8 protein-coding genes are annotated in these 14,133 nt (G+C 69.3%); 3 read left to right on the forward strand and 5 right to left on the reverse strand.

Annotation, left to right across the window (positions count from 1 at the left end):
* Positions 1–27: 27 nt before the first annotated feature.
* Positions 28–1,050 carry a glycoside hydrolase family 113 gene (locus tag ACN6LB_RS28610; RefSeq protein ID WP_445028399.1) on the reverse strand — a complete coding sequence of 341 codons (1,023 nt, stop codon included), beginning with the start codon at positions 1,048–1,050 and terminating at the stop codon, positions 28–30.
* A gap of 32 nt (positions 1,051–1,082) precedes the next feature.
* Positions 1,083–2,891 (reverse strand): DUF2334 domain-containing protein, encoded by a 1,809-nt coding sequence (locus ACN6LB_RS28615; RefSeq protein WP_445028400.1) that lies wholly within the window; start codon positions 2,889–2,891, stop codon positions 1,083–1,085.
* A 526-nt stretch (positions 2,892–3,417) separates the two neighbouring features.
* Between ACN6LB_RS28615 and ACN6LB_RS28620 the strand changes: the two genes are divergently transcribed.
* The 3 genes from ACN6LB_RS28620 to ACN6LB_RS28630 all read left to right on the forward strand — a co-directional run bounded on the left by ACN6LB_RS28620 (position 3,418) and on the right by ACN6LB_RS28630 (position 6,761).
* A complete protein-coding gene (locus ACN6LB_RS28620; RefSeq protein WP_356140174.1) occupies positions 3,418–4,662 on the forward strand; it encodes a glycosyltransferase family 2 protein in 1,245 nt (414 codons plus the stop codon).
* Positions 4,663–4,884: 222 nt separating this feature from the next.
* Positions 4,885–6,048, forward strand: coding sequence for a non-hydrolyzing UDP-N-acetylglucosamine 2-epimerase (gene wecB / locus ACN6LB_RS28625; protein ID WP_445028401.1), 1,164 nt, complete (start codon positions 4,885–4,887; stop codon positions 6,046–6,048).
* A complete protein-coding gene (locus ACN6LB_RS28630; RefSeq protein ID WP_445028402.1) occupies positions 6,045–6,761 on the forward strand; it encodes a calcium-binding protein in 717 nt (238 codons plus the stop codon). Before wecB ends, ACN6LB_RS28630 begins: the two co-directional genes overlap by 4 nt.
* Before the next feature lie 116 nt (positions 6,762–6,877).
* Here ACN6LB_RS28630 and ACN6LB_RS28635 read toward each other — a convergent pair whose 3' ends face one another.
* The 3 genes from ACN6LB_RS28635 to ACN6LB_RS28645 all read right to left on the reverse strand — a co-directional run bounded on the left by ACN6LB_RS28635 (position 6,878) and on the right by ACN6LB_RS28645 (position 14,018).
* A complete protein-coding gene (locus tag ACN6LB_RS28635; RefSeq protein ID WP_356140177.1) occupies positions 6,878–8,338 on the reverse strand; it encodes a glutamate synthase subunit beta in 1,461 nt (486 codons plus the stop codon).
* Positions 8,331–12,923 (reverse strand): glutamate synthase large subunit, encoded by a 4,593-nt coding sequence (gltB, locus tag ACN6LB_RS28640; RefSeq protein WP_445028403.1) that lies wholly within the window; start codon positions 12,921–12,923, stop codon positions 8,331–8,333. The genes ACN6LB_RS28635 and gltB overlap by 8 nt, the downstream gene beginning before the upstream one ends.
* A gap of 363 nt (positions 12,924–13,286) precedes the next feature.
* The gene (locus ACN6LB_RS28645) at positions 13,287–14,018 is read right to left on the reverse strand and encodes a VIT1/CCC1 transporter family protein (protein ID WP_445028404.1); all 732 of its coding nucleotides are present in this window, start codon (positions 14,016–14,018) and stop codon (positions 13,287–13,289) included.
* Positions 14,019–14,133: the final 115 nt, after the last annotated feature.

The following is a 14,133-nucleotide window of genomic DNA, read 5'->3' on the forward strand; positions in this document are numbered from 1 at the left end:
CTCACGCCGGACGGGTCCGAGTGCGGCTCAGCGCGTCCACTTCTCCTTCAGTACCTCCTCCGCGGGCTTGCCGTGCGGGCTGTAGGCGAGCTTCGCCGGGGTCTCGCCGCTGTCCGGCCAGTCGTCCCACATCCACCAGCAGACTCCGGCCCACCACCGGCGACCCTCGAACGTGTCGAGCAACGCCCGGTAGGCGGCGGCCTGTTCGGCGTTGCCGGTGCGGGCGCTGACGGTCCAGGAGTAGGGGGCGGTCGTGGAGCCCCGCTGGCTGACGTAGCCCGCCTCGGTGAACAGGATCCGGCGGCCCTGCTGCTCGGAGAAGGCGGCAAGGCGCGCGGCGATCGGCTTCCAGGCGCGGCGCAGCCGTCCGGGGTCGTCGGTGGGTTTCTCGGACAGCGGCCAGTAGGCGTCGATCCCGATGAGGTCGAGCTCCTTCCAGAAGCGGACCTTGCGGTACTCGTCGTAGTTGGCGGCGTAGGTCAGGGGGCCTTCGTACCTCTGCCGTACGGCCGCGATGACCTTCGCCCAGTCGGCCCGGTCGGCGGAGACGCCCGCCAACTCCGTTCCCACGGCGAGCTGTTCGGTGTCGGTGTCGGCTGCCAGGTCCGCGTAGTGGGTGATGAACCGTCGGTACGCGGCGAACCAGGCGGCCCGGTCGCGGGGGCGGATCTCGGCGCGGTCGACATCGCCGGGCAGGTCCACGTGCGGTTTGATCATCACCTTGAGGCCGGCCCGGTGGGCGCGGCGGACGATCCGCGTCAGACTGCCGTCGCTCGCGGTCTCCTCGGTGGTGTGCAGGGCGGAGTCGGCCGGGTGGGTCTGGTACCAGGTCGGGGTGAAGGTGACCCAGTGGGCGCCGGTGGCCCGGATGTCGCGCAGATACCGGGCCGCGGCCGGGCTGTCGTAGTCGGTCCGGTTCCAGGAGGGCAGGGTGATGCCGCGCAGGGCGGCCGCGGTGCCCCGTTCGTCCGCCGAGGTCTTCCTCCCGTCCTTCGAGACCGCCGTCCGGTGCTCGGTGCAGCCGCCCACGGCGAGGAGGACCGCTGCCACGGTGGCAGCGGTCCTCCTCAGGGCGTGTGCCCTCACAGGGCGGCCGGGCTGACGAATGTGTAGCCGAGGGCCTTGATCCCGGCGACGGTGTCCTTCAGCGGCTGGAGCGCGTAGTAGGGGTGGTAGAAGAAGCTGGCGAATCCGTCCCGCACCGCGAGATTGGCCTTGGCCGAGGCGATGAGGTCGGCGGGCAGCCGTGGCGGATGGTTGTTGAACGCCGTGGGCTCGTAATTCCCGATGTTCTCCGGAATCACCTTGGTCCCGTAGACGTCACGGACCACGTAGGGGAAGAACTGTCCGATGAACCGGTTCGGGTCCGCCGAGGTGCCGCTCAGTGTTCCGGCGAAATACAGCGAACGTTCGAGCCGGGCATTGAAGGCGGCGCTGAAGACCTTGTAGTCGGCGGCCGATCCCGCGTAGTGCGGGGTGGTCCACAGGGTCGGCTTCGGAAGTCCCGCTTTGGTGAACTCGGCCAGCGCACTGGTGACTCGGCCCTGGGCCCAGGCGGTGGAGTCCTCGGCGACCGGGCCGTCGTAGACGACGTTGTTCGAGGCGTCCACGTGCGCCCGGTAGAACTCGAAGTCGTCTCCGGTCACTCCGTTGTAGGGATTGGCGATATTGCCGTACTGATGTGTGAATCCGTGGTCCATGAGGACCGCGCCCCGATTCAGCATGTATTTCAGGGCGCTGACCACCTGGGGCCGCTGCGAGAGGGTGACGGTCTGCGGCACGCCGTTGTTGTAGGTGCCGTTGGGGTCCGTGTAGACGGGAATCACGTTGATGCCGTACGGAATCCGCTGGGAATACAGGTAGTCGGCCATGGACCTCAGGGCCGCCGGGTCGGCGTCGGGGCTGATGTCCTCCAGGCGCACGAGGGCACGGTGCCGGTCGGCGGTGGCCGGTGCGAGGGCGTCGAAGAGCAGGTCCTCGGCGGCGATCACACGGTCGCTCTCGGAGACGTAGGCGAAGGGGATCTCACCGATGTAGGTGAGGTTGGACGAGCGGACCGCCCACCCGAAGGTGTGTCCGTTGGAGGTGTCGAGGCCCTCCGCGAGGCGGGTGACCGCGGGATATCCGGTCCCCGTAAGGACATTGGGGCGCAGCACGCCACCATCCTGTCCGGCCGGGATCTTACGGGTGAGCGTCTGCCCCCTGTACGTCACCTGCGTGACCGTACCGACGCTGCCGCCGTCCTCGTAGTACGAACTCGTGGGGTCCCAGCCGTACTTCTGCGTGAAGGGGGCGATGCCGACGGCGTTGGCCATGCCCCAGATATTGGCGCCCATCCAGGTCACGGGCTTCGTGGTGGCGGCCGCGTCCTGATAGAAGGCGGCGGGGATCGCGTCCGGAATGTCACCGCCGTAGTAGGTGGAGCCGATGTAGACAACGGCCGCATACGAGTCGAGCATGCCGGCGGTGTACTGCTGGACCGGCTTGGCGGTCACGGTGCCGAAGTGGCCGGCGAGGTTGGCCTCGGCCATCGCGTACAGCTCGCCCAACTGCCCGTAGGGGCCCGCCGTGTCGTAGAGGACGAGGGTCGCCGGGTCCGCCGCGGCGGCGACGTCCTCCTGTCGGAACACCGCGGCCTGGGCCCTTACCGCCGTGCCGGCGGAGGCCGGGGATGCCAGGGTCGTGACCGCCGCGCCGAGCCGCGCGGACGTCTTGTGGTGCTTGGCGTGGCGCGCCCTGTCGGCCTTGACCTGGGCCGCGGCCCAGCTCTTGAGGTCGACGCGGTTCATTCCGGACCGGGTGCCGCGGCCCTCGCCGTGGTGCCTGCCGCCGGGGCCCGCCTGTGCGGACGAGGCCATGAAGGAGCCGCCCAGCAGGGCGGCGACGAGCATCAGAACGAGGGTGACCCGGGACAGTCCCCGGTACCCTTCTGACGGTTTCCACACTGATCTCATGATCCATTCCCCCCACTTTGCCAACTATTGGCAAAGCCATTCGCCGAGAAATAAGGCCCAGATTCTTCTGCGCGATCTCGAAGAGTGTCAATGGGCCGGCCGGTGCATTCTTCGAGGGCCATTCGACCCCACCGACGAGACCTCTGACGGCAATTTCAACTCATCCTTCTTGACCGTTACCCTTGTCTGCTACGTTCGCTTTTCACGCGTTGGGGACGCGTGATGAAAAGTGGGGGGACGATGTACGGACGACCCGCCCTGGGGGCTCTTCTGCCTCTGGCAGGGGCGATGGCCGCGCCGGAGGCAATACCCGGCATGCCTTTGGCCAAAGCGTTACAGGAAACCGCTGGAATCGGATTCCTGTTCTATTGCCTGACGGCATTCCTGATAATCCTGGCGCGGATCAGGCTGCGCAGGAGGACAGAACCCGAAGCCCGGGCGAATGCCAGTACCAGGAGCAGTCATGATCAATGAACTGCTGCTCTGGGCCAGCATCACGCTGATCGTGATGGCCGGCTGCTACAACACCAGTCTCTTCGCGCTCTCCCGCCGTCGAATACGCCGGGCGCGCGGGCCTCGAAGAGAGCGTTTCTACGTATTCCTCCTCGCCTGCCTCAATGAGGAGAAAGTGCTTGCCGAAAGCCTGGCGCGGATCACCGCTCTGCCCGCCGGGAATTTCATGGCCCTGGTCATCGACGACGCGTCGGACGACCGTACGGGCGAGATCGCGCTTGCCGCCGACCCCGACCGGGTCCGGCTGCTGCGGCGCGATCTGCCGAACGCGCGCCGGGGCAAGGGAGCCGCGCTCAACGACGGAGTGCGCCACCTGCGGGCGTCCGGTCTGCTCGCGGGCCGCGACCCCGCCGATGTCGTGCTCTGTGTGGTCGACGCCGACGGGCGCCTCGACCCGCACGTCGTGCAGTCGGTGGACCCCTGCTTCGACGATCCGCGGACGGGCGCCGTACAGATCTGCGTGCGCATGTACAACCGGGGGCAGGGACTCCTCGCCCGCATGCAGGACATGGAGTTCGTGGTCTACGGCGACGTCTTCCAGAGCGCGCGCCGCTTCATCGGCAGCGTCGGCATGGGCGGCAACGGCCAGTTCATGCGGCTGTCGGCGCTCAACACCCTGGACGGCGACGGTCCCTGGAGCGACAGCCTCACCGAGGACCTCGACCTCGGGGTGCGGCTGCTCGCCAAGGGCTGGACCAACCAGCACTGCACCACCGCCTCGGTGTCCCAGCAGGCCGTACTCGACCTCAAGCGCCTGATCCGGCAGCGATCCCGCTGGTTCCAGGGGCACTTGCAGTCGGCGAACCTCGTCCCGCTCATCCTGCGGGAGGTCCCGACCCGAGCGGCACTGGACCTGCTCTACCACCTGTCCAGCCCGGTGCTCATCCTGCTCACCTCGCTGCTGCCGCTGTCCTTCCTCGTCGCGCTGGGCGCCACGGTCGTGGCCTCGCTCCACGTGGGCCGTCCGCTGGTCTCGCCCATGTGGCTGCTGGGCCCGTATCTGCTGTCGTTCACGGCCGCGTACGCGTACGGCTTCGTGTACGCCAAGCGGGAGCGGGACCTCGGCCTGCTGCGCTCGGTGCTGCTCGCGCATGTCTTCGTCTTCTACGGCTACATCTGGTTCGCCGCCGGCTGGTGGGGGTTCTGGCGGACCCTGACCGGCCAGCGGGGCTGGCTGAAGACCGCCCGTACCTGAGGGCCGCCGGGGCGCGCCGAGTCCCCGCGCGCGCCCGCTCCCTCACCACCGCATGCGGCACGAGCGCCGCCCGCACGCCGCTCGTGCGTCGCTCCTCGCTGCTCCTCGCTGCTCCGAGGTCGCGGCTTCTCTCGTCGCGGCTCTCTCATCGCTGATCTCTCATCTCATCTGCTCTCTCATCACCCTCGCGCGACTGCGCTCGCGTATGCCCTAGGGGGGCCCATGTCCACACCCACGTCAGCCGTGCCCGTACGCGCCATGCTCGTGCTCGGCACCCGGCCGGAGGCGATCAAACTGGCACCCGTCGCACGGGCCATGTCCACCGGCACCCGGTTCGACCCGATCGTCGTCACCACCGGACAACACCGCGAGATGCTGCACCAGATGCTCGGGCTGCTCTGCGTCGACGTCCGCATCGCCCTCGACGTGATGCGCAGCCGCCAGCAGCTGTCCGAACTGACCGCCCGCCTGGTCGGCGAGCTCGGCGAGGTCATGCGCCAGCAGCGGCCCGACCTCGTGGTGGTCCAGGGGGACACCACCACCGCGCTCGCCGGAGCCCTCGCCGCGTTCTACGAGAAGATCCCGGTCGCCCACGTCGAGGCGGGGCTGCGCACCGGCGTCATCGACAACCCCTTCCCGGAGGAGCTCAACCGCAGCCTGATCGGCCGGATCGCCCGCTGGCACTTCGCGCCCACGCCGCGCGCGGCCCAGCACCTGCTGGACGAGGGCGTGCCCCCGGAGCAGGTGTTCACCACCGGCAACACGGTGATCGACAACCTGCTGTGGGTGCTCGGCGAGGGCTCCGGGACCTCCGCCTTCCGTACCGGAGCCAAACGCATCCTGGTGACGCTGCACCGCCGGGAGAACCAGGGCGACCGCATGCGCGGGATGGGCCGGGCGCTGTGCCGGCTCGCCGAGCGCGGGGACGTGGAGATCGTGCTGCCGCTGCACAAAAGTCCCGCCGTACGGGACGTCCTGCTGCCCGAACTCGAAGGCAGGACCGGCATTTCCCTGATCGAGCCGCTCGGTTACGTGGACTTCGCCGCCACCCTCGCCGAGTGCGACCTCGTACTCACGGACTCCGGGGGCATCCAGGAGGAGGCGCCGAGCCTGAGCAAGCCGGCGCTCGTGCTGCGGACGACCACCGAGCGCCCGGAGGCGGTGGACGCGGGCGCGGCCCAGCTGATCGGCACGGATCCGGACGCCATCGTGAGCACCGCGACGGCGCTGCTCGACGACCCCGCCGCGTACCGGCGCATGGCGCGGGCGGGCAACCCGTTCGGGGACGGACAGGCCGCTGAGCGTGTACTCGCCCAGCTGGACGAGGACTTCGCCGCCGATGTACCGGTCACGCTCGCCTCCCCGAGGCCATACTCGACGGCATGACCTCGTCGCCTCCGGACCCCCCATGGCGGATTCCGGCGACTCCGCCGGAGCGAAGAGGACGCCTCCTCACCCTGCTGGCACTGGCCGGCGCGCTGATCGCCGTACTCGCGGTCACGCTCGGCCAGTGCCGGAGCGAGGACGCCGCGGCACCGGTCAAACCGTGGGCCGACGGCTCCACGCACGGCCGCTGGTTCTCGGTGTTCAACGGCCATGGCACCAACCGGGGCGACGACGACTCGCTGACCCTGTCGCCCATGGTCGCCGAGGACCCCGGCACCACACATGCCGGACTGGTGGTCAGCACGGCCTCGTACGGCGATCTGCGCTACGAGGCCCGGATGCGGACGATACGGCAGCTGCGCGAGGGCGCCCCCAACCCCTGGGAAGTGCCGTGGCTGGTCTGGGCGTACACGGACCCCGAGCACTTCTACTACATCACCCTGAAGCCGAACGGCTGGGAACTGGGCAAGCGGGACCCCGACTATCCCGGCGGCCAGCGCTTCCTGGCCACCGGGAAGGAGAGGTTCCCGGTGGGCAAGGACCACAAGGTCGTCGTCGAACAGCACGGCCCCGCACTCGAAGTCACCCTCGCCGCCCGGCCCGACCGCCCCCTGGTCACCTTCACCGACACCGAACGCCCCTACCTGCACGGCCGGGTGGGCGCGTACACGGAGGACGCCACCGTGAAGTTCCAGGACCTGAAGGTGAGTTGACGCCCCGTCCCGCCCCCGGACGCACCACGGCGCCCGCCACAGTCCGGTCGGGGACAAGGCAGGCGCCGCGTTCAGTTCCGTACACCGTTGTACGGGACGTCTGTTGGGACGGAACGTCAGACCATCAGGGAACGGTCCGTCGGACGGATCGGAGCCGGCAGATCACTCGCACCCGCGAGGAACCGGTCGACACCACGCGCGGCCGAACGGCCCTCCGCGATCGCCCAGACGATCAGGGACTGGCCGCGGCCGGCGTCGCCGGCGACATAGACGCCGGGGACGTTGGTCGCGAACTCGGCGTCGCGGGCGATGTTGCCGCGTGCGTCGAGTTCCAGGGCGAACTGGGAGACCAGGCCGTTCTCGACGTCCGTGCCGGTGAAGCCCATGGCCAGCGTCACCAGCTGGGCGGGGATCGTGCGCTCCGTGCCCGGCTTCGGGGTCAGCTTGCCGTCGACGAACGCGACCTCGGTGAGGTGCAGCCACTGGACGTTGCCGTCCTCGTCGCCCTCGAAGTGGGTGGTGGAGACGGAGTAGACCCGCTCGCCGCCCTCCTCGTGCGCGGAGGTGACCTTGTAGAGCATCGGGAACGTCGGCCAGGGCTGGCCCGGGTTCCGCTCCTCGCCCGGCTGCGGCATGATCTCCAGCTGCGTGACCGACGCCGCGCCCTGGCGGTGGGCGGTGCCGACGCAGTCCGCGCCGGTGTCGCCGCCGCCGATGACCACGACGTGCTTGCCCTCGGCCGAGATCGGGGGCGCCACGAAGTCGCCCTCCTGGACCTTGTTGGCCAGCGGCAGGTACTCCATGGCCTGGTAGATGCCCTTCAACTCCCGCCCGGGGACGGGAAGATCGCGGGCGGTCGTCGCGCCGGCGGCGATGACCACGGCGTCGTACCGCTTGCGCAGGTCGGTCGCCTTGAGGTCGCGGCCGATCTCGATACCGGTACGGAAGCGGGTGCCCTCCGCGCGCATCTGCTCGATACGGCGGTTGATGTGCCGCTTCTCCATCTTGAACTCGGGGATGCCGTACCGCAGGAGACCTCCGATACGGTCCGCGCGCTCGTAGACGGCGACCGTGTGACCGGCCCGCGTCAGCTGCTGCGCGGCGGCCAGGCCCGCCGGGCCCGAGCCGATGACGGCGACGGTCTTGCCCGACAGGCGCTCGGGGATCTGCGGGGCGACGTCCCCGGAGTCCCACGCCTTGTCGATGATCGACACCTCGACGTTCTTGATGGTCACGGCGGGCTGGTTGATGCCCAGCACGCACGCCGACTCACAGGGCGCCGGGCACAGACGGCCCGTGAACTCCGGGAAGTTGTTCGTCGCGTGCAGGCGCTCGGACGCGGCGGACCAGTCCTCGCGGTACGCGTAGTCGTTCCACTCGGGGATCAGGTTCCCCAGCGGACAGCCGTTGTGACAGAACGGGATGCCGCAGTCCATGCAGCGCGAGGCCTGCGTGGGGATGATGGGCAGCAGCGAGCCGGGAACGTAGACCTCGTTCCAGTCACGCACGCGCTCCTCGACCGGGCGGGTCCTGGCGACCTCGCGGCCGTGGTTGAGAAAGCCCTTGGGATCAGCCATTGGTCGCCGCCTCCATCATCTTCTCGGTGATCTCGGTCTCGGTGAGACCGGCTCGCTCGGCGGCGTCCTTGGCGGCGAGCACTGCCTTGTACGTGCTGGGGATGATCTTGCTGAAGCGGTCCACCGCTGTGTCCCACTCGGCCAGGAGCTTCTCGGCGACCGTCGAGCCGGTCTCCTCCTGGTGGCGGCGCACCACGTCGTGCAGCCACTGCTTGTCGGTGTCGTCGAGGGCCTCGACCGCACCGGCGCTGGTGACGTTCACGTTGTCGCGGTTCAGGTCGATGACGTAGGCGATGCCGCCCGACATACCGGCCGCGAAGTTGCGGCCCGTCTCACCGAGGACCACCGCGTGACCGCCGGTCATGTACTCGCAGCCGTGGTCGCCCACGCCCTCCGAGACCACCGTCGCGCCGGAGTTGCGGACGCAGAAGCGCTCGCCCGTACGACCGCGCAGGAACAGTTCGCCGCCCGTCGCGCCGTACGCGATGGTGTTGCCCGCGATGGTGGAGAACTCCGCGAGGTGGTCGGCGCCCCGGTCCGGGCGGACCACGACGCGGCCGCCGGAGAGGCCCTTGCCGACGTAGTCGTTGGCGTCGCCCTCCAGGCGCAGCGTGACACCGCGCGGCAGGAAGGCGCCGAAGGACTGGCCCGCGGAACCCGTGAAGGTGATGTCGATGGTGTCGTCGGGCAGGCCCGCGCCACCGAACTTCTTCGTCACCTCGTGGCCGAGCATGGTGCCGACCGTGCGGTTGATGTTGCGGATCGCGACCTGGGCGCGGACCGGCTGGGCGTCGGCCGCACCGGACGCGGCCAGGGCGTCGGCGGCGAGCCTGATCAGCTCGTTGTCGAGCGCCTTCTCCAGGCCGTGGTCCTGCTCGACGACCTGGTGCAGCGCGGCGCCCTCGGGCAGCTCGGGCACGTAGAAGAGCGGGGTGAGGTCCAGGCCCTGCGCCTTCCAGTGGTCGACGGCACGGGTCACGTCGAGCGACTCGGCGTGGCCGACGGCCTCCTCGATGGTGCGGAAGCCCAGCTCGGCGAGGATCTCGCGGACCTCTTCGGCGATGAACTTGAAGAAGTTCACGATGTACTCGGCCTTGCCGGCGAACCGGTCGCGCAGCACCGGGTTCTGCGTGGCGATGCCGACCGGGCAGGTGTCGAGGTGGCAGACGCGCATCATGACGCAGCCGGAGACAACGAGCGGCGCGGTCGCGAAACCGAACTCCTCGGCGCCCAGCAGCGCGGCGATGACGACGTCACGGCCGGTCTTCAGCTGGCCGTCGGTCTGTACGACGATGCGGTCGCGCAGGCCGTTGAGCAGCAGCGTCTGCTGGGTCTCGGCGAGACCCAGCTCCCAGGGACCACCCGCGTGCTTGAGGGAGGTGAGCGGCGAGGCGCCCGTACCACCGTCGTGGCCGGAGATGAGCACGACATCGGCGTGCGCCTTGGAGACACCCGCGGCGACCGTGCCGACACCGACCTCGGAGACCAGCTTCACGTGAATCCGCGCCTGCGGGTTCGCGTTCTTCAGGTCGTGGATCAGCTGGGCCAGGTCCTCGATGGAGTAGATGTCGTGGTGCGGCGGCGGGGAGATCAGGCCGACGCCGGGGGTGCTGTGCCGGGTCTTGGCGACCCAGGGGTACACCTTGTGGCCGGGCAGCTGGCCGCCCTCGCCGGGCTTGGCGCCCTGCGCCATCTTGATCTGGATGTCGTCCGCGTTGACGAGGTACTCGCTGGTCACACCGAAGCGGCCGGAGGCGACCTGCTTGATGCTGGAGCGGCGCGCGGGGTCGTAGAGACGGTCCGCGTCCTCGCCGCCCTCACCGGTGTTGGACTTGCCGCCCAGCTGGTTCATCGCGATGGCGAGCGTCTCGTGCGCTTCCTTCGAGATGGAGCCGTACGACATGGCGCCGGTGGAGAAGCGCTTGACGATCTCGGAGACCGGCTCGACCTCGTCGAGGGAGATCGAGGGGCGGTCCGAGGTGAAGCCGAAGAGGCCTCGCAGCGTCATCAGCCGCTCGGACTGCTCGTTCACACGCTCCGTGTACTTCTTGAAGATGTCGTAGCTGCCGGAGCGCGTGGAGTGCTGGAGGCGGAAGACCGTCTCCGGGTCGAACAGGTGCGGCTCGCCCTCGCGGCGCCACTGGTACTCGCCGCCTATGTCGAGGGCGCGGTGCGCGGGCGCGATGCCGGAGGCGGGGTACGCCTTGGCGTGCCGGGCGGCGACCTCCTTGGCGATGACGTCGAGACCGGCGCCGCCGATCTTCGTCGCCGTGCCGTTGAAGTACTTCTCGACGAAGGCCTGGTCCAGGCCGACGGCCTCGAAGACCTGGGCACCGCGGTAGGAGGCGACGGTCGAGATGCCCATCTTGGACATGACCTTGAGGACGCCCTTGCCGAGCGCGTAGATCAGGTTGCGGATGGCCTGCTCGGACTCGATGCCCGTGAGGAACGTGCCCGCGCGGACGAGGTCCTCGACGGACTCCATCGCCAGGTACGGGTTGACGGCCGCGGCGCCGAAGCCGATGAGGAGGGCCACGTGGTGGACCTCGCGGACGTCGCCCGCCTCGACCAGCAGGCCCACCTGGGTGCGCTGCTTGGTGCGGATGAGGTGGTGGTGAACGGCCGCGGTGAGCAGCAGCGACGGGATCGGCGCGTGCTCGGCGTCGGAGTGCCGGTCCGAGAGGACGATCAGGCGGGCGCCGTTCTCGATGGCCGCGTCGGCCTCGGTGCAGATCTCCTCGATGCGCGCGGCGAGGGAGTCGCCGCCGCCGGAGACCCGGTACAGGCCGGAGAGGGTCGCGGCCTTCATGCCCGGCATGTCGCCGTCGGCGTTGATGTGGATGAGCTTGGCCAGCTCGTCGTTGTCGATCACCGGGAAAGGCAGGGTGACGCTGCGACAGGAGGCGGCGGTCGGCTCCAGCAGGTTGCCCTGCGGGCCCAGCGACGAGCGCAGGGAGGTGACCAGCTCTTCGCGGATCGCGTCCAGCGGCGGATTGGTGACCTGCGCGAACAGCTGGGTGAAGTAGTCGAAGAGCAGCCGGGGGCGCTGCGAGAGCGCGGCGATCGGCGTGTCCGTGCCCATGGAGCCGATCGGCTCGGCGGCGGCCTTGGCCATCGGCGCGAGGATGACGCGCAGCTCTTCCTCGGTGTAGCCGAAGGTCTGCTGGCGACGGGTGACCGAGGCGTGGGTGTGCACGATGTGCTCGCGCTCGGGCAGGTCGGACAGCTCGATCTCGCCGGCCTCCAGCCACTCCGCGTACGGCATGTCCGTGGCGAGGGCGGCCTTGATCTCGTCGTCCTCGATGATGCGGTGCTCGGAGGTGTCGACGAGGAACATCTTGCCGGGCTGCAGGCGGCCCTTGCGGACGACCTTCGCGGGGTCGATGTCGAGGACGCCGACCTCGGAGCCGAGGACGACGAGGCCCTCGTCGGTCACCCAGTAGCGGCCGGGGCGCAGACCGTTGCGGTCGAGGACCGCGCCGACCTGGGTGCCGTCGGTGAAGGTGACACAGGCCGGGCCGTCCCAGGGCTCCATCATCGTGGAGTGGAACTGGTAGAAGGCACGGCGGGCCGGGTCCATGGAGTCGTGGTTCTCCCACGCCTCCGGGATCATCATCAGCACGGAGTGCGGAAGCGAGCGGCCGCCGAGGTGGAGCAGCTCCAGGACCTCGTCGAAGGACGCGGAGTCGGAGGCGTCGGGGGTGCAGACGGGGAAGATCCGGTCGAGCTTCTCCGTGCCGAAGAGGTCGGAGACGAGCTGCGACTCGCGGGCCTTCATCCAGTTGCGGTTGCCCTTGACCGTGTTGATCTCGCCGTTGTGCGCGACGAAGCGGTACGGGTGGGCGAGCGGCCAGCTCGGGAAGGTGTTGGTGGAGAACCGGGAGTGCACGAGCGCGATCGCGGAGGCGAAGCGGCGGTCGGACAGGTCCGGGAAGAAGGGCTCCAGCTGGCCGGTGGTCAGCATGCCCTTGTAGACGATGGTGCGGGCGGAGAGCGACGGGAAGTACACGCCGGCCTCGCGCTCGGCGCGCTTGCGCAGCACGAACGCCTTGCGGTCGAGGTCGATGCCCTTGCTCGCGCCGTCGGTCACGAAGATCTGGCGGAAGGCGGGCATCGTCGAGCGGGCGGTGGCGCCGAGCAGCTCGGGGGCGACCGGGACCTCGCGCCAGCCGAGGACGGTGAGGTCCTCCTCGCCGGCGATGGCGTCGATCCGGGCGGCGGCCTCGGCGGTGCCGTCCCCGGGCAGGAAGGCGATACCGACGGCGTAGGCACCGGCCTCGGGCAGCTCGAAGCCCGCGACCTCACGAAGGAACGCGTCGGGAACCTGGGACAGGATGCCCGCGCCGTCGCCCGAGTCGGGCTCGGAGCCGGTGGCACCGCGGTGTTCCAGGTTGCGCAGAACCGTGAGCGCCTGCTCGACCAGCGCGTGGCTCGCCTCGCCGGTGAGGGTGGCCACGAAGCCGACGCCACAGGCGTCGTGCTCGTTGCGGGGGTCGTACATACCCTGCGCAGCAGGGCGAGCATCCATGAAGGACCAGTTCTGGCCGTTCGTGGAGTGCTGGGACGGCTGGCGCGGCGAACGCATCGGCTCTCCCGTCGTCGTCGTGGCATATGACATCTGCCGAGGGACGACGTTGGCCCTCTGCTGGTACAAAATTTCGTGCAGGTTACATGATGGGGCGGATCTCGGGAACCGGATACTCCGTTCCAACATGCGGACACCGCAGGGTGGCGGTGGGGTACCGCGCACAGCGGTGGAAGTTAAGGGGCCCAAGCGGACAGATCGATGCCCGACGGGCCGAATCGTGGCAGGCGTCGTCGCCCGCCACGAAGGTGCGGTGCAGGCGTCATTGCCTGCGGCGCTTACGGCTAATGCCCGTTGGTCAAACGATCGAAACCGCCGGGTAACAACTATTTATGCGGTCCCTCGCATAAGTAGCGTGCCGCATCATCCTACGGCCGTACCGAACAAGCTGCCCAGGGCGTACGTCACACCCGCCGCGGCGCCACCCAGAGCGAGCTGCCGCAGCCCGCTGTACCACCAGGATCGCGCGGTCACCCTGGCCACGACGGCACCACAGGCGAAGAGCCCGAACATCGCGAGCAGCAGCGCGGGCCACAGGGCCGCCGCGCCCAGCAGATACGGGAGGACGGGCAGCAGGGCGCCGAGCGCGAAGGAGCCGAAGCTCGACACGGCGGCGACGCCCGGCGAGGGCAGGTCGCCGGGGTCGATGCCCAGCTCCTCGCGGGCGTGGATCTCCAGGGCCTGCTCGGGGTCGCGCGAGAGCTGCTTGGCGACTTCGCGGGCGAGCTCGGGCTCGACGCCACGGGCCTCGTAGAGCTCGGCGAGCTCGCGCTCCTCGTCCATCGGGTGCTTGCGCAACTCCCGGCGCTCCACGTCGAGTTCGGCCTCGACCAGTTCGCGCTGCGAGGCCACCGAGGTGTACTCGCCCGCGGCCATCGAGAAGGCACCGGCGGCGAGCCCCGCCAGGCCGGTGATGACGATGGTGCGGTGCGAGACGTCGCCACCCGCGACACCGGTCATCAGGGCGAGGTTGGAGACGAGTCCGTCCATCGCACCGAAGACCGCGGGGCGCAGCCAGCCACCGTTGACATCACGGTGGGTGTGGTTGTCACGGTGCGCCTCGTGCAGCGTCGCCTCGGTGTCGATGATGGCCATGCCAGGTCCCCCCAGGAAGCTTAGCCAAAGCTAAGTTTGGACAAGTTCTACTCTTTGACAACGCCCACAGTACGTTCGGAAATTCCTTCCCGCCAGCAAGGAAAGGCTGGGCTAA

Source organism: Streptomyces sp. SAS_270 (assembly GCF_052543295.1).